The 15,038-nt window shown below is 61.3% G+C and carries 17 protein-coding genes and 1 pseudogene; 7 read left to right on the top strand and 11 right to left on the bottom strand.

The features are described 5' to 3' along the window. Positions 1–48 precede the first annotated feature (48 nt). The 4 genes from H535_RS0101745 to H535_RS27530 are packed head-to-tail and all read right to left on the bottom strand — an operon-like array spanning position 49 to position 4,478. Positions 49–1,200: an NAD(P)/FAD-dependent oxidoreductase gene (locus tag H535_RS0101745; protein ID WP_026818172.1), complete on the bottom strand. Its 1,152-nt coding sequence runs from the start codon at positions 1,198–1,200 to the stop codon at positions 49–51. Continuing rightward, positions 1,197–2,630, bottom strand: a complete 1,434-nt coding sequence (locus tag H535_RS22905) for a sodium:solute symporter family protein (RefSeq protein WP_035767934.1) — start codon at positions 2,628–2,630, stop codon at positions 1,197–1,199. The genes H535_RS0101745 and H535_RS22905 overlap by 4 nt, the downstream gene beginning before the upstream one ends. After that, positions 2,627–3,781, bottom strand: coding sequence for an N-methyl-L-tryptophan oxidase (gene solA, locus H535_RS0101735; protein ID WP_026818171.1), 1,155 nt, complete (start codon positions 3,779–3,781; stop codon positions 2,627–2,629). Before solA ends, H535_RS22905 begins: the two co-directional genes overlap by 4 nt. After that, on the bottom strand, positions 3,768–4,478 hold the full coding sequence (locus H535_RS27530) for a GntR family transcriptional regulator (protein WP_051298324.1): 711 nt from the start codon (positions 4,476–4,478) through the stop codon (positions 3,768–3,770). Before H535_RS27530 ends, solA begins: the two co-directional genes overlap by 14 nt. Before the next feature lie 290 nt (positions 4,479–4,768). Between H535_RS27530 and H535_RS0101725 the strand changes: the two genes are divergently transcribed. Then, positions 4,769–4,990, top strand: coding sequence for a helix-turn-helix domain-containing protein (locus tag H535_RS0101725; protein WP_155838500.1), 222 nt, complete (start codon positions 4,769–4,771; stop codon positions 4,988–4,990). 38 nt (positions 4,991–5,028) lie between these two features. Here the strand turns inward: H535_RS0101725 and H535_RS22895 are convergent. The 3 genes and pseudogenes from H535_RS22895 to H535_RS22885 all read right to left on the bottom strand — a co-directional run. After that, positions 5,029–6,054 (bottom strand): annotated as a pseudogene (locus H535_RS22895) (RNA polymerase sigma factor); the annotation flags it as partial. Positions 6,055–6,567: 513 nt separating this feature from the next. After that, positions 6,568–7,116: an SRPBCC domain-containing protein gene (locus tag H535_RS27525; RefSeq protein ID WP_051298322.1), complete on the bottom strand. Its 549-nt coding sequence runs from the start codon at positions 7,114–7,116 to the stop codon at positions 6,568–6,570. 23 nt (positions 7,117–7,139) lie between these two features. Further along, on the bottom strand, positions 7,140–7,505 hold the full coding sequence (locus H535_RS22885) for an ArsR/SmtB family transcription factor (protein WP_051298387.1): 366 nt from the start codon (positions 7,503–7,505) through the stop codon (positions 7,140–7,142). Positions 7,506–7,724: 219 nt separating this feature from the next. Here H535_RS22885 and H535_RS22880 point away from each other — a divergent pair, with 219 nt between their 5' ends. Both H535_RS22880 and H535_RS29790 read left to right on the top strand, forming a co-directional pair. After that, a complete protein-coding gene (locus tag H535_RS22880; protein ID WP_245580135.1) occupies positions 7,725–8,150 on the top strand; it encodes a hypothetical protein in 426 nt (141 codons plus the stop codon). Continuing rightward, positions 8,071–8,250 carry a M23 family metallopeptidase gene (locus H535_RS29790; protein ID WP_245580131.1) on the top strand — a complete coding sequence of 60 codons (180 nt, stop codon included), beginning with the start codon at positions 8,071–8,073 and terminating at the stop codon, positions 8,248–8,250. Before H535_RS22880 ends, H535_RS29790 begins: the two co-directional genes overlap by 80 nt. Positions 8,251–8,301: 51 nt before the next feature. Here H535_RS29790 and H535_RS0101700 read toward each other — a convergent pair whose 3' ends face one another. Beyond that, complete coding sequence (locus H535_RS0101700) at positions 8,302–9,033, bottom strand: MerR family transcriptional regulator (protein WP_051298319.1); 732 nt, start codon at positions 9,031–9,033, stop codon at positions 8,302–8,304. A gap of 37 nt (positions 9,034–9,070) precedes the next feature. On the opposite strand from H535_RS0101700, the gene H535_RS0101695 reads away from it, so the two are divergent. Next, positions 9,071–9,565, top strand: coding sequence for a DUF6194 family protein (locus H535_RS0101695; protein ID WP_211236497.1), 495 nt, complete (start codon positions 9,071–9,073; stop codon positions 9,563–9,565). A gap of 247 nt (positions 9,566–9,812) precedes the next feature. On the opposite strand, the gene H535_RS27520 is transcribed toward H535_RS0101695, so the two are convergent. From H535_RS27520 to H535_RS0101685, 3 genes are all read right to left on the bottom strand, one after another. Further along, on the bottom strand, positions 9,813–10,502 hold the full coding sequence (locus tag H535_RS27520) for an arylamine N-acetyltransferase family protein (RefSeq protein ID WP_081416366.1): 690 nt from the start codon (positions 10,500–10,502) through the stop codon (positions 9,813–9,815). Then, positions 10,499–10,645 (bottom strand): hypothetical protein, encoded by a 147-nt coding sequence (locus H535_RS28835; RefSeq protein WP_155838464.1) that lies wholly within the window; start codon positions 10,643–10,645, stop codon positions 10,499–10,501. Before H535_RS28835 ends, H535_RS27520 begins: the two co-directional genes overlap by 4 nt. A 204-nt stretch (positions 10,646–10,849) precedes the next feature. Next, complete coding sequence (locus H535_RS0101685) at positions 10,850–11,242, bottom strand: ClpX C4-type zinc finger protein (protein ID WP_035767932.1); 393 nt, start codon at positions 11,240–11,242, stop codon at positions 10,850–10,852. 82 nt (positions 11,243–11,324) lie between these two features. Between H535_RS0101685 and H535_RS0101680 the strand changes: the two genes are divergently transcribed. The 3 genes from H535_RS0101680 to H535_RS0101670 all read left to right on the top strand — a co-directional run bounded on the left by H535_RS0101680 (position 11,325) and on the right by H535_RS0101670 (position 15,021). Continuing rightward, a complete protein-coding gene (locus H535_RS0101680) occupies positions 11,325–12,608 on the top strand; it encodes an MFS transporter (RefSeq protein WP_026818166.1) in 1,284 nt (427 codons plus the stop codon). Between the two features lie 130 nt (positions 12,609–12,738). Then, the gene (locus H535_RS0101675; protein ID WP_081416365.1) at positions 12,739–14,196 is read left to right on the top strand and encodes an MFS transporter; all 1,458 of its coding nucleotides are present in this window, start codon (positions 12,739–12,741) and stop codon (positions 14,194–14,196) included. A 12-nt stretch (positions 14,197–14,208) separates the two neighbouring features. Continuing rightward, positions 14,209–15,021 (top strand): alpha/beta fold hydrolase, encoded by an 813-nt coding sequence (locus H535_RS0101670; RefSeq protein WP_026818164.1) that lies wholly within the window; start codon positions 14,209–14,211, stop codon positions 15,019–15,021. The last annotated feature ends 17 nt before the right edge of the window (positions 15,022–15,038 follow it).

Below are 15,038 nucleotides of genomic sequence, written 5' to 3'. Positions count from 1 at the left end.
GGTGGAGTGTGGCCGGTCGCACCGCCGAATACCCCGCAAGGTCAAGTGTCATTGCTTGCCTATGAAATTGTCGTCGGCAGGTTGAATCACTTCGCCGGCAAACCGAGAAGGCCGGAAGTCCGCCAGCAGCTCGGATTCCGCTCCCTCAAGTTCGTCGGCTGTTAGACGTGCGAAAAGTGCTGCCAAGGTCATCCCGCTGTGCGTGATGGCGCAGTAGACTTTTCGCCACTCATCGACGTGCCCGACGATCGACATACCGTCCTCTGGAAAACTGCGGCCACTGAAGATCACTTTCTCCATCGGCACTTCTTTGCCAAAAAGCCTCTCAAGTTCTGCTTCCATCACCAAGCCCACTTCCGAGAGAAGCTTCCGTGATTCTCCCTCTTCAACCCGGACTTCGATTCCGGGCACCTGAACCCACATCCTGCCGTCGTGCCGCGGGCGGACATTGATGCGGTCGGAGATGATGACTCGGCGTAGTCCAATATTTTTCGGCTTCGTCAGGCCCAGCAGGCTGTGGGTCCGAGGCGATGGGGTCGAGAGGTCAGCGACCGGGATTTCCCAGCCGGAGGTCGCACCAAGCTCCCGTGATCCAGCTCCTGCGGCAATGACCACGCGATCAAACTGTGCCTCACGGCCGTCGGTGAATACAACAGTTGCTGATGATTCGCAACTGTCGATTCGCTCAGCTTCAGCCCGGTCTATCCCGACGCCACGCGTCTCAAGCGAGGCAATTATCTCTTCAGCGAGGATGTCGTTGTCCAGGTACCCTTCCTCAGGGAAGAATAGAGCGCCTTCGACATTATCCGGCCACTCGACCTCCGGCTCCAACGCCTTTAACTCGTCTCGACTGATCCGCTGAACTGGGTAATCGTTTTCGTCCGCCGTTTCGATGCGCTTTGCGTAGGTTTCCGCATATGAGGCCGAAAAGTCCGCAAGAATATTTCCGCTCATGTGGACCCACTCTCTGTCCGAAGGAAACCGATCCTGCAGTCGTTGATGCTCTTCGACGCCTAGTGCATTGATCCGATGGTAGGAGGCCGGTGATTTGTTGTTCGCATTGATCCACGCGAATGAGCGGTGACTTGCACCGGCGAAGGCATGCTCGCGATCCACGATCGTGACATCATGACCTCGACAGCACAATTCGTATACGGTCGTCAAGCCGAGTATGCCTGCTCCGATAACGCAGATCCTCATGAGATAGTCGCTTCCTCTTGCTGGGCAACGGTGGCGGGCCGGGCGATGAGCAGCGCAACGATGTATCCGACGAGACTCGCGACGATCCCGAATACTGCATAGGGAATTGTCGTCCCGAGCACATGGGCGATGGCGCACCCAATGAATCCGGCGGCCATCGAGGCATATGCCACAGCTACGTTGACGTTGTACCGCTTGCTCATGATGATTCCGAAAAGCAGCGGCACGGCCAGGATCGACGCCGAGTACGCATACGTTGCTACGAGCCACCCCAGGGCCTGCGGGTAGACGATAGAAAGGACGGCGGCGACGATTGTGACGCCGACCGTGCACCAGCGGGATAAGGAGATCCGGTTGCGGGTATCCGCCTCTCTATTCACAAAGGCGTTGCGGAGGTCGTTTATCAAGTTGGCGACCACCGATTGGAGGGCCGAGCCGGTCGTCGACACGATGGTTGCCATCAGGAACGCCCCATATATCGCAAGCAACCACACAGGAACTTGTGTGAGGAACCAACCTGCCGCATCTTCACGCCCTTCAACTCCGAACGACGGGTTCATCGCGTGAACGGCAACACCGATAATCAGCGCATACGTCCCGGCAATTAGAATCATGACGCAGCTGAGATAAATCCCGGTCCGGGCTTCCTTTCCGGATTTGGCAGCGAAGATTCGCTGGTAGTAGAGCTGGTTCGTCAGTGTCCCGGGCAGGATAGCGAACAGCCAGAGAAGAATGGTGGAGCCTCCGGCGAGCGTAAGCCCTTCAGGCAGGGCGAACATATCGTCCGGCACTTTGGCGACTACGTCTCCCCATCCCCCGGCGGCGTGGATCGCATATCCGGCGATGACGACAGACATACCGATCATGAATACGCCAAAGAAAAAGTCAGTCCATGCAACAGAGGTCAGGCCGCCTGGAAGGACGAAGAGCAACGTGATGATAGCCATCGCGATTATCAGCGGCGCAAACGGCACTCCTGTCACCTCGCTGAATAGGCTCGCGAATGCCACGAACTGAGTGGCCAGCCAGCCGAAAGGGACGATGATGACCGCGATCGCGACAATCGTCATCATTGTCTTGTGCTCGCCATAGAGACGGGTGAAGATCTCTGGAATAGTACTGAATTTGCGCTTCCGCAACCAGTTGGCGAAGAGAGCCAGGATGAGCATGCCGACAATGACGAATAGCTCGTACCAATACACCGAGAATCCCCATGCATAGGAGATGCCGACGTGCGCAACGAGGACACCGCCACCGACGGCCGTTGCGTACTGGGTAAATGCGATGACGTAGATCGGAAGACTGCGGCCGCCCACAATCCAATCTTCCTCGGTATTCTTCTTGCGACCGACGTAGAAGGCGATCCCCGCACCAATGCCGATCACAACGACCGATGCGATCGCAATGAGGGCAGTAAGACCGATGTTCATCGTACAGGCTCCTTTATATAGCGGTCCGGATCCATGATTCTTAGTGAGTCGCGGGAAGACCCGTTCTCCACGAAATCGGAGATGATCGATCCGATCATTGGGGAGAATTTGAAGCCTTGTCCTGACATGCCTACTGCGAGCATGATCCGGTCATCAAGCGGCGAGGGGCCTACGACGGGCGCTCCATCGGTCGTGAACCCCTCGGTCCAGGTCGAGACACGCACGGCAGTTGGGTCCAGTCCAGGCATCAGGCGCTGGACGGTCTGTTCAGTCGCGCGGACCGTTTCGGGTTCGATGAACCGTGGCAGGTCATTGACATCGCCCAGGTCCTGCCACGGCAAATGGTGCGGAAGGATCTTGACCCCTGCACCGTCAACTACGGGGAAGCAGGAGAAGCCGCCCACGTCGTTGCGTCGAATGGAGATCGGCATCGATCGCGGCTGGTGCAGGGAGACGTTCATAGCGGGGAACCACATCGCGACCAGACGTTTGGCTGCGACCATCGCCTGATCGAGTCCGCTCAGCTCGCTGGCCCATGGCCCGGTGGCGATGACGACGGAGTCGAACCCAATTGGACCATCCGCGGTATCGATCATGACGCATGAGGCGACGGAGCGAATGTTGAGGACTCTGGCGTACGACCTGTACTCGGCCCCATGACGGATGCTCTCATTGCGCGCAGCCAGCACCGCAAGTTCGGGCCGGAAAATCCCCGCGCCCGGATCGTAGACACCGACTTCGTCCTCATCGAGAGCGAACTGCGGGTACTCCTCCGCCATCTCTTTGGCGTTAATGACGCGGTGGTCCAAATCCGCCGCTTTGGCACAGTCAATGACTGCCGCGACATCAGGTTCGCTTGGAGGGCCTATCGTGACCCCGCCACACATGTCGAGCACATCCATGTGTTGACATGCTTGCAACTCATCCCATTTGTCCCTGGATTTTTTAAGCAATGGGACATATTCAGGACCCTCCTTGTAGATGGTTCGGAAGATCCGTGACTCACCGGCTGAGGCGCCCCTGTCGTTTGGCGTGTTCCACTGCTCGAACACTGTGACGTCGAGTCCCCGACTCGCGAGCTGCCATGCGGTCATAGTGCCGATAATGCCGCCGCCTACAACCGCAACGCGATTGGTTTTATGGGCTGTCAATTTGGCTTACCTCCAAGGTCATGTTGCTCGGGTGGAATATGAACTCTGCAACTTCAATGGGCTTGGCTTCGCCGATGTACACCGTTCGTACCTGCCTCACCACCGGCGTCTGGGTCGAGATCCCCAGTTCCGTGGCATCTGCTGCGTCGAGGTGCACAGCGTCAAGTACCGAAGTGACACGACGCACGTTGATATGCAACGAGTTGTAGTAGGCAACTGTTGTCAGTTCTCCAAGGTGCTCATTGAGAAGATTGGGCACCTTGGAGAGGTCAACGACGCAGCGCTCGAGGATGACCGGGGCCGAAGCGCCGTCCAACTTCATCCTGGTGAGCTCCACCACCGGAACCCCCGAAGGCAGTACCCCTTTACTGAGCGGAAAGTTTTCGGTCGAAGCCACGTGGTGTCTGACGACTCTGTGGCCGCCCTCGATCTCTGGCCCGGTAAGCGTCGGATTGAGCAGTCGAAGCGGGTTGCCGCGTAAGCCCGCTGATGCAACCAGCGACCCGTACCCTCGTCGACGGACGATGATGCCCGCCTCAACCAATCCGGACATCGCTTTCTGCACCGGATTGCGGCTCACGCCGAATCGCTGCATGAGCTCCATCTCCGTCGGTAACCTGTCGCCGACAGAGAAGCGCCCCGAATGGATTTCCGATTCGACCCACTCCCGGATTTCAGTGTGCTTTGCCCGAGCCATGGTGTGAGTCTAAACACAGCATAACGTAATGACAATAGGTATAAGGTAATTACTTTTAAAAGTAGAATGAGGCACTGTCACGGAGCTCTGGCCTACGGGCGGTTCAGCACCAAGGACATTCTGAGCTGACTCGCCGGTGTTTCCTCTGTGACAGGGGCGTTCTTCCGCGTATCATGTGTTACACACGACGACGGCTCCAGCCAGGAGAGTCCGAGCGTGTAAGCGCGGGGGGCGTGCATGAAAATGAGATCAGAAATTGTAGTACGGCGTGCCCGGAGCCGGAGCCGATGATGGCCGGGCACTTCGAGGGGATCGATTTACTCACCGCCGTTGAAGTGGCGGCTATTTTGCGGGTATCGAAGATGACCGTGTACCGGAAGATTCATTCCGGAGAACTGCCATCAGTTCATTTCGGTCGTTCGTTCCGGGTTCCGGTCACCGCTCTTGAGGCGTACTTTCCTGAAGGGCGGATTCCATCGCCGGCGGAGGGTCGGGACGCGACCAGGTCTTGACCTGTGCGCGTTCCGGCGCCGGCAGGCCGCGGACGAAATCAGTCCAGGTAGTCCCGCAGTGTTTGGGCCCGCGCTGGATGGCGGAGCTTTGCCATGGTTTGGCGCTCGATCTGGCGGATGCGTTCGCGGGAGACCCCGTATACGTCCCCGACCATGTCCAAAGTCGCCGGCTCGCCGTTGACCAGCCCGAACCGCATCGCCACTACCCCGGCTTCTCTCTCGGTCAAGGTATCCAGCAGGGCATGGAGTTGCTCCTGGAGGAATGTAAACTCGGCGGCGTCCGGAGGGGTGACAGCGTCGTTGTCTTCAATCAAGTCGCCAAAGCTGGAACTTTCGTCCTCCCCGAGCGGCGTGTCGAGTGAAACCGGCTCACGCCCGTAGCGCTGCAACTCGGCCACCTTCTCCGGAGTTACGTCCAATTCGCGGGCGAGTTCCTCAACCTCGGGTTCGCGCCCCAGGTCCTGCAGCAGTTGCCGCTGCGCGCGGACCAGCTTACTGAGGGTCTCCCCCACGTGCGCCGGGATGCGGATAGTGCGGGATTGATCGGCCAATCCACGGGTGATCGCCTGCCGGATCCACCACGTCGCATAGGTGGAGAATTTGAAGCCTTTGGCGTAGTCGAACTTCTCCACCGCCCGGATCAGGCCCATGTTGCCTTCCTGGATGATGTCCAGGAAGGGCATTCCCCGGCCGGTGTATCGTTTGGCCAACGACACCACTAAACGCAGGTTCGCCTCCAGCAGGTAGTTCTTGGCCCGCTTGCCGTCATGCACCACCCAGTCCAACTCGCGCTTGAGCTTGGGATCGATGCCACCGGCCGAAAGCTTATGAGCGGCGTAGAGGCCCGCTTCGATCCGCAGGGCAAGGTCTTTTTCTTCGGCTGCCTTGAGCAGCCCTGCCTTGCCGATCTGCCGCAGGTAGTCTTTTACGGGATCGTTGGATGCCCCGGGTGCAACCAGCTCGGCGGCCGGCAGATCGTCGTCGAGATCTGAATAAATGAACCCGGCGTGCTCTTCGTGCTGCGTTGAGTTCATTTTCCCCTGAATCCTCGCTCTTTCAAGCAATCCTCACGGGCCAGTTGACCCCTCGATTTTGACGCTACGCCCCTCGTCAATAGCTGGTCAACAAAGCCCGGTCCTGTACACCTTGGCCACTCCCGCTGATACCCCATCCGCAGCTAACTTGCAGCATGTCTGAGCCCCTCCACGCGGCTGGTCCGCAGGCTCAACACCTCTGAAGCGGTACTTCATACCGCTCGTTGCAACGAATGGGTAACCATCAAGGGTGGGCAAGACTTTCGTCAGCAGAGTTTAGCAACTAGGGCGCCCACTCGGAGCATCGGCGCGGCCGCCATTACGCAACCGACGGTGTGCGCAGATACGCTCCAGCATCCCCGGGACCTGCTGCGAGGCATCCACTTGCTGGCAGGGCTGACGGGCTTCGTGCTCATCCTGCTGTTCTGGACCAGCTCCGTCGTGGTCGAGATGTTCGGCTCAGCCGAGTCGCTTCGAGCCCGGCACCAGTGGGCTAACGAGCCGAACCTGGCCGGGCCAATACGATCCGATTCCTGCCTGAGGCTACGAAGTGGAGCCAGGCTTCGTGGATCGCGTAAGGGCCACGAGGAGCTCTTGGTAATCGGGCAGCAGGATGCTCCAACGATCATCCCAGGCCGGCCCACGTGCTGATTCTCCATTGAGATCGGCCCCCAACGCTTCAATGTATGCCTGCCATCCGGCCCCATACTCCGCAGCCGCTCTTTCTGACAATCTGAGATGTTTCAATTTCAGCAGCGCTCCACCGCTCTCCTGATGGATCGAAATTTCAACACCAGATTGCTCTTCACCGGGAAAATTCCAGGTCACCTGGAGTTCCTCCGGCGCCCTGCACTTGGTCACTTCTCCGCTCGCGATTTGTGAGGCATCTCCTTCCTCAAAATCCACGACAAAGTGACCGCCTTCGTGAAAATCACCGTCAACCGATGCGAACCAGCGGGCGAGGCGGTCCGGGTCAGTGACGGCGTTCCACAGATCCAAAGCGGTGGTGTCATAGTGCTGCTCGAGCATGAGGTGCACCCGCTTCTTCGCCGGTGTCTCACGTTGGAACCGGCCAAGGATGACATTGGCCATCTCTCCTTTGAGACTATTCACAGTTATGCTCCTTTGATATCAGGTCGATTGGACGTGGGCTGCGGTGCAGTGGAAGCAGGGCTGCGCTTGCCGCGCTGAATCTCCGTGGCCAGCGCATCCAGACGCTGCTCCCAGAACCTTCGATAGGGGTCCATCCACCGGTCCAGCTCCTTGAAGGTTTCCGGTTCAAGCCGGTAGACCCTGCTGCGGCCCTCTTGTTTCACAGACACCAGCCCGGCCGCCAGCAGTATGCGAAGGTGCTTCGAAACTCCTTCACGCGCAATGGAGAACTTCGAGGCAATGGCACCTGCGCTCATCTCCCCGCTCCGGAGGTACTCGATAATCATTCGCCGGTTGGTGTCGGCCAACGCCTCAAAGATCTCATCCACGAACAAAGCGTAACTAATTATTTACGTAACTGTCTAGCTACGGATTCCCTTTTGCCGCCGAGCCCGGCACGAAGGAGGAGCTGTGCGGCTAAGTCCCCCGTGGCTTGCGGAGTCAAACCGAGTAAAATTGCCCTGGTCAGGTGTCCTTGGACTCACAGCGATATGACGCTGGCGCCCTCCGGAGAATGGGCCTGGCATCGAAACGAGGACCACATGACGATGACCCGCCAAACAGTCGTGACGCTCGACTTTCCTTTCCAAGGCACATGGAAGGTGGAAAACAGTCCGGCCCGCCGCGTTCCGAGCCATGGCACCTATGCCTTCGGCACGTCGCACGCCATCGACTTCGTCGCCGTCGACGACGCCGGCCTGTCCGCCCCACGCAACTGGCGCACGCTGGTGGCCGCCGAACCGCCCGGGATTTTCGCCGGCTTCGGCCAACCGGTTCTGGCACCGTTATCGGGCCGGGTGGTTGCGGTCCACGATGGGGAGCCCGATCACGAGGGGCGCCGGTCGCCCGTGGCCCTCGGGCCGGAACACGCTCCAGGTGCGTCCGGGCCAGCGGGTGGACACCGGCGAGCGCGTCGGTCAATGCGGCAACTCGGGCAACAGCACCGAACCCCATGTACACGTCCAGGTCTCTGATTCAACAGACTGGAAGCGATCCCGCGGCGTCCCTCTCGCCTTCCGGGACCCTCGAGGGAAGGTCTGGGTGCCGAACGAGGGTGAGGTCGTCAACGTTTGAGGCCAATGCTCACCCCGCTCTCATGGAGGGGCCGCCGCGGGCGAGCCGGGACTATGCCGCTGTGATGAGTTCGGTGATCTCCGTGCCTGCCGTCAGCAGCGCGAGCATCCGCCGGGCGATTGCGTCCAGCCGGGTTCTCAAAGCCGCCCTTGAGGTGTCGAGGTCATCGATCCGCCGGATGGACTGGATGGCATGCTGGACGTCGGGGATCCTGTAGCCGGCGGCGCGCAGTGCGGCGGTGATCCGCGCTTCACGGATGGCCGCCGACGGATAGCGGCGGGCGTTGAGCGTGGTCACCCGCTCAGGATTCACCAACCCGGCCTGCTCCCAGAAGCGGAGGGTCGACGGGCGGACGCCGAGCGCCCCGGCGAGCTCCGTAATCGTCATCGGATCGGCCTCTACAGTGGCAGCCTGGCCGTGGGATTCCGCAGCAATCAGGTCGAGCGCGCGCAGGGCGGCAAGCGCGTCCTCGCGCTCCCGGGCCAGCGAAACATGCAGTGAATTGATCAGTGCCACCGCTTGGTCCAGCGGGAGAATACGCGCTTCAGCGAGCGTTTGCCGTGCTGGCACGGGCCCGACGGCGGCAGCCAGGTTCCGATATGCACGCAACGCGGGCAGATGCTTTGGCGAGAATTGGCGATAGCCATTCGCGGCCCGGGCTGCCGGCGGGATGACGCCGAGCCGCTCGAGGTCGCGGACCTGCTGCACGGAATAGCCCGAAGCTGCGGCCACCGTGGATGTGCTGAGCCACTGGCCCGGCACGGCCGGGCTGGCGTGAGGCATAAACCCTCCATACGCACTTGAAGCAGATACTTGAACTATGAGTATGGAACAGATTCTTGAAACAGTCAGATCTTTTAAAGAGGTCCTCGTCCTCGCACCGAGCGAGGGAAGCGGATTCCCCGAGGTCGCATGGGGCGATTTCTTCTTCAACTACGCCCCGGATGGGCAAATCCCGCGGAACATCCAGCCCTACGCCACCATCGTGACGAAGAACTATCCCGACGATGCCCAGTCCGACCTGGACCCGGACGGCCGGTGGCGGGCGAACATCCACGTCCCGAAGGCGACGTTCACGGAGCTCACCGGTGAAAGCCCCGGTACCTTCGGGCCTCGCGATTTCGCAGCGCCGGACACCTTCATGCCGCATCCTGTCTACGGAGCGCTGGGCTGGATCGCCGTCGTCGGCCCCGACGACAAGACCATGGCAACCGTCGTCGAACTGCTGCGTGGCGCTCATGACAATGCACGACGGCGCGCCATCCGCCGATCGCAGGTGGGCACGGTCGGCAACGCAACCGCATCCGACCAATGATTTCCAGGACACGAGCGGCCCCTCCCCTGAGCCATCCGTCTGGAGACATGTGAAGTGCTCATGAAGCTGCGGCCGCTCGCCGGAATGAGTCCGGGTCGCCCCATTCGTCTGGTTCGCTGAGCGGATGCTCGTCGTAAGCACTGTAGCTTGCATCTATCTCCGCGGATGCACCCATGCAACTATTGTGCGACGCTGCAACTCGCCAAGCCAGCCCCCCATAGTCGGACGGATTCTTATCCCGTCTGGCTCATTTCGCTTGCAGGTCGTCCAGCACCCGCTGCAGGCGCCGGCCCTCATGTTCCGTCAGCCGCACCCCCAGATCCCGGGCGAGGCGGACTGCTTCGGCAGCGGTGATCTCCCGATGCTCGGTCTCGCGGCCAGGCACGCGGGTGGTCACCCCGCCCTCGGTGACCGTCACATGCCCTTCGTCGGTGTGCCGCATGACCATCAGGTGCTGCGTGAAAACAGACTGGGGGCTGGTCGAAGTAATGAGATGGCCGGTGTACACGTCAATCGGATGAACAGGCAGCTCGTCCGTGAAGTGCTCGGCATTGCCCTGCCGGGTCAGGGCCCAGATGGGAGCACCCGAGTCCTGGCGCTTCTCGATCTTGAAATGTCGATCGCCCTCGCTGCGGACGGCGCCGTCTTCCAAAGGGATAGGGCCGGTGACGCTGAATCCGAAACCCGGGTCGCACATGTATCGACGTCCATCGAGGTCGACATGGACGGTCGTGTGGGTCCGGGCGCTACTTAAACCACGCACCCGTCCAAGATGGCGGCGGACGCTGAATCCAAGATATTCGAGGGCCGCCGCGAATATCTGGCCATGCTCAAAACAGTAACCGCCCCGCCCGCGATCGATCAGTTGAGCCTGGACGGTCTCCGGGCTGACTCCTGGATGGTCTCCCAGCAGCACGTCGACGTTTGCAAAAGTCAGCGTGTGGACATGGGCCCAATGGAGCCGCTCGAGGAGACCGAGACTCGGGGCGCCGGCTCAACATTGAGTGCTGCCAAATAGGCGGGGATGTCGAAGAGGTCCGTATGCCAGGAGTCACCTGTCAGCAGTTCGGATGCGCTCATGTGTTCCTTCCTGTGCCCAGCACACGTCCCAGTCAATCACTATGCAGTCGGCCGTAACCGGCCCAAGGACAAGCCCGGCGATTATGCTGCCATCAGCTTACTGAATGCGTTTCATCTGCCGCCTGTCGATAGGCTGTGCCTGAGCTGCTCGCTTCACCCGCTCGTCGGTATGGCGGTCCGGTTGAAGAGCGTTTGATGCCTGGGTCATTCCGAGGCAAGTGGGCCAGGGCGGCTGCGGAATCTCTCCCACGCCGACTGCCTCGTCATCCCAAGGGAACCGCCAATCCTGGCCCAGCTGATACCTCGGTCGCGGGCGATACTCACCCAGGCACTGAGCGCCGCTTCGACCTGCCCGCCGACGTCGGCCACCTGCGGTAAGTGGGACAGCAGCTGCTCATCGGTCATCGACTCCCGCCCGTTGCCACTTTCGAAATCCTCCGGCGCGCCCACCGAATCGTCCAGCACCCTTGCCGCACGTTCAACGCAACTGCCACAAATAGCGACGCCGGGACCCGCCACCAGCCGCGAGGTGCTGGATCGTGGCTTTGCGCAGAAGCTGCAGAACGAAGGATGCGGACCTGTCTCTTCAATCGCCATACACACTCATCTCCCTTGGTGGTCACCGATACGGAAACCAAAAGCCTTGTGTTGTAAGGCTACACCTGACAGTCTGTCAGGCATGTCCTTACATGCTGTTTCCGATGAAGGTGTCCCTGTTGAGCCGGGCCTTCTCCGCCGTCCCGCGTTCCGCCGGCTGTGGTTCTCTGGTGCCCTCGAAAGTGTTGGCGACGAGGCCAGCAGGACGTTGGTGCCGGTCATCGCGGTGTCGATGCTCGGGGCAGGGGCATTCGACGTCGGCGTAATTAATGCCTTGGGTCTCAGCGCATTCCTGATCATCGGGCTGCCGGTTGGCGTATGGGTCGACCGGATGCGTAAGCGGCGGGTGATGATAGCGGCTGACCTGTGTCGGGCGATTACGATCGCATCGCTGCCGGTGGCGTACCTTTGTGGGTTCTTGACCATGTGGCACGTATTCGCGGCTGTGACCCTCGTCAGCATCGCGGACGTCTTTTTCACCACGGCACACAGCACCTACCTCCCGTCGATCGTGACTGGAGACGAACTCGACGAGGCAAACGCCCGACTGCAATCAGCCCAGACCACGGTCACCGTTGGAACGCCCGCCCTGTCCGGGGCCCTGCTGCGCCTCGTCGCCGCACCCCTGGCACTGTTCACCGCTTCAGTGTCCTACCTCGTTTCGGCACTGCTCATCGGCCGGATCCCCCATCGTGAGCCGCCGCCGTCAAATGGAAGCCGCCAGGATTTTTGGGCGTCAGCCCGGCTGGGTATCTCATTCACAGTCCGGCATCCGCATTTGCGACCACTGTTTCTTTCGTCAATGATGACCAACACCGCGGCCATGTTCGGCAACACAGCCAGCGCAGTTTATGCCCTGTCGGTCCTCGAAATTGGCCCCGGACTGTACGCTGCCCTCGGCACCTTCTCCGCCCTGGGCGGCCTGGCCGGCTCACTGACAGCTGTGCCCGTACTGCGCCGGCTCGGTATCGGCCGAACGAAGATCTTTGCCTGCCTCATCTCACTGCCGGTCATTGGATTGCTTCCGTTGGCCCCGGTCCTGCCATTGCACCCGGCTGTATGGTTTGCCCTCTCCGGCTTCGGATGGGCCGGCTTGATCGTGATGTCCACTGTTGCCGGCTCGGGCATTACCCCACGAGTTGCCCCGTCAGCCATGCTGGGCAGCGTCACGGCCAGCAATCGCCTCTTCGTGCTCGGTATTATGCCTATCGCCAGCCTGGCCGGCGGCGCCCTGGCAGCGTGGGTCGGCGTCGTCCCCGTCCTATGGGCGTGGGCAGCCATCGCCGCCGCAGCATCGCTGCCGATCTGCTTCTCGCCGCTTCGCACCTGGAAACGCTTCCCCGATGAGCTCGACGTCAACCGGTAAGACACCCTGCTGCGCACTGCTGTTCTCCGCATAGTCAGCATGTCGTAGTGCTCGCCTGCACGCTCCGACACGACCACTATCCTGATCGTATGGCACCATTTCCGGAACACGGCTGCCCGGCAGCAGTGCCATGACCACCTCGCCCTCGGCCGGATTAGGGCGGCGGACGACGGCGATGCTGGTGCTGCTGGCATTGGCCTCGTTCGTGGTGATCCTCAATGCGGCCGCCCTGCCGATCCCGCTGCCCTCGATCATGGAGGACTTCGGCGCCACACTCGAGGAGATCACGTGGGTGCTGGGAGCATTCCTCACCGTCTTCGCCCTACTGCTGATCCCTTGTGCCCGGCTGGGAGATATTTGCGGCAGACGCCAGCTGTTCCTGACCGGCATTTCAATCATCGCGGTGGCTTCGGCCGCATCTGCGGCCGCACCGTCGATTGGGTTCCTGGTCACGGCACAAGCGGTGCTCGGTGCGGGAGCGGCGATGGTGGAGCCGGCCATCCACGCCACTATCCGCACAACCATCCCGGCTCAGTTGCAACGGCGGGCCTTCGGCATCCAGGCGGGCGGGTTCTTTGCCGGTGGAGCACTGGGGCCGCTGTTGAGCGGCGCACTGACTACAGCCTTATCGTGGGAGTTCATTTTCTGGATGGACACGCTGCTCGCTGTCGCCGTCCTCATCGGTGCCGTCCTGCTGCTTCCCGACTCCCGCGCCCTCTATCCACCACGCCGGATGGATTGGCCGGGGCTGTCATCCGGCGCCCTCGCTGTCGTCGCCTTAATGTTCGGGCTGATCGAGGGGGCAACGCGGGGATGGGGCGCACCGATGATCACGGGATCCTTCGTCGTGTCTGCTCTCGCGGCGGCCCTGTTCGCAGTCGTTGAAGCGCGTGCCGCCCAGCCGCTGGTGGATTTGGCCTTGTTCCGATATCGCCGGTTTGCCGCAGGCAATGTCGTACGCGCGGCCACCGAATTCGCAAGTATCGGCATCTTTTTCGCGCTGTCGCATTTCCTGCAGGTGCAACTCGGTTACTCGGCGCTGTCCGCCGGCGGACTGTTGATGACGGTGATCGCCGCCAGCATCATCACCGCCTCCATCGCCGAGAAACTCACCACCCGGGTCGATGTCCGGTGGCTGCTCCTGCCGGGCTTCGCTCTGGCCGCAGCCGGGACCTATTGGACGGCCCACGTCACCACGGACGTGGACTGGACGTTCTTCCTCGCGCCATTGGCACTCTTCGGCGCCGGCATCGGTCTTCTCGAATCGCCGGCAGATACGCTCACCCGGGCCGATCTTCCGGCTGCGAGTTCCGAGACAGGTTGGCGTGCCTCGTACGTCACCTACTTGCTGGGGATTGCGCTCGGTGTGGCGGTGGTGTCGGGTGTATGGCAGGACCGGATCGTCGCCAACGTTGCCGATACGCCCTTCTCCGATGGCATTCCGGGAACGCTCGGTCGTCCGGACGTGTTCGCCGACGCCGTCAATACTGCCCTGCTCAGCTGCGTCGTCGTGGCGCTCGTTGGCCTGGTAACGGCCGTTTTCGCTGGCAAACCAAAGGCTCGATCGCCCCAACCCGATACTGGCTGATAGGGGAAACCCATGAACACACTGCAAGTCGCCAATGGCACGCTGCACTATGCGGTATACGGAACCGGCCCGCCGGTGCTCCTGCTGCACGGCGGTGGACTCGATGGACGGATGTGGGATCCTCAGGTTCCGGAGCTGGCGCAAACGCATTGTGTCGTCGTACCCGACGCGCGTGGTCATGGCCATTCGTCCACGCCGTTTGCCCCGTTTCGTCACTGTGACGACGTGGCCGTACTCATCCGGCATCTCGACGCCGGCCCCGCCATCCTTATCGGCCTGTCAATGGGCGCCGGCACGGCCCTGGACACCGCCCTGGAGCACCCGGATCTGGTTCGCGGAGTGGTCGTTGTCGGTGCAGGCACGAGCGAACCCGACTTCGAAGACCCATGGGTCCTGGACCTCCTCGACACCTGGAGACGCACAGCGGCGGCCGGCGATGCCGAGGGCTGGATCGAGGCGTTCATGCTGTTCGCAGCCGGCCCGAAACGGCGGCTTGAAGACATGGACGACGACGTCGTGCGGCACCTTCGGCAGATGGTGACCCGCACCGTTGCAAACCATGTACGGCCCGACGCCGCTGCGCCTGAGGCGGTTCCGGATTCCTGGAGCCGACTGGCCGAAATTCAAGTACCCGTACTGGCACTTTCCGGCGCGCTGGACACCCCCGACAATATTCGCATGGCCGCCCGTGCCGCGGACTCGGTGACCGACGGACGCACCGCGCTCATCCGCGGCGCGGCCCACTACCCCAACCTGGAACAGCCCGCAGCGTTCAACGCTGAACTGCAAGCGTTCCTGGGTTCTATCCCCCTGAGGCCGGTTTGAGCGTCATCGGTGCTCCG

The organism is Arthrobacter castelli DSM 16402, assembly GCF_000430705.1.
GTDB lineage: Bacteria > Actinomycetota > Actinomycetes > Actinomycetales > Micrococcaceae > Arthrobacter_C > Arthrobacter_C castelli.
Note: the sequence above shows the minus strand (reverse complement) of the source record. Positions and strands in the feature narration are given on the sequence as shown.

Coding starts and splice junctions, on each gene's coding strand:
- H535_RS0101745 (WP_026818172.1), bottom strand. CDS start 1,200: ATGAGGATCTGCGTTATCGGAGCAGGCATACTCGGCTTGACGACCGTA.
- H535_RS22905 (WP_035767934.1), bottom strand. CDS start 2,630: ATGAACATCGGTCTTACTGCCCTCATTGCGATCGCATCGGTCGTTGTG.
- H535_RS27530 (WP_051298324.1), bottom strand. CDS start 4,478: ATGGCTCGGGCAAAGCACACTGAAATCCGGGAGTGGGTCGAATCGGAA.
- H535_RS0101725 (WP_155838500.1), top strand. CDS start 4,769: ATGGCCGGGCACTTCGAGGGGATCGATTTACTCACCGCCGTTGAAGTG.
- H535_RS27525 (WP_051298322.1), bottom strand. CDS start 7,116: ATGGCCAATGTCATCCTTGGCCGGTTCCAACGTGAGACACCGGCGAAG.
- H535_RS22880 (WP_245580135.1), top strand. CDS start 7,725: ATGACCCGCCAAACAGTCGTGACGCTCGACTTTCCTTTCCAAGGCACA.
- H535_RS0101700 (WP_051298319.1), bottom strand. CDS start 9,033: ATGCCTCACGCCAGCCCGGCCGTGCCGGGCCAGTGGCTCAGCACATCC.
- H535_RS0101695 (WP_211236497.1), top strand. CDS start 9,071: ATGAGTATGGAACAGATTCTTGAAACAGTCAGATCTTTTAAAGAGGTC.
- H535_RS28835 (WP_155838464.1), bottom strand. CDS start 10,645: ATGAGCGCATCCGAACTGCTGACAGGTGACTCCTGGCATACGGACCTC.
- H535_RS0101685 (WP_035767932.1), bottom strand. CDS start 11,242: ATGGCGATTGAAGAGACAGGTCCGCATCCTTCGTTCTGCAGCTTCTGC.
- H535_RS0101680 (WP_026818166.1), top strand. CDS start 11,325: ATGTCCTTACATGCTGTTTCCGATGAAGGTGTCCCTGTTGAGCCGGGC.
- H535_RS0101675 (WP_081416365.1), top strand. CDS start 12,739: ATGACCACCTCGCCCTCGGCCGGATTAGGGCGGCGGACGACGGCGATG.
- H535_RS0101670 (WP_026818164.1), top strand. CDS start 14,209: ATGAACACACTGCAAGTCGCCAATGGCACGCTGCACTATGCGGTATAC.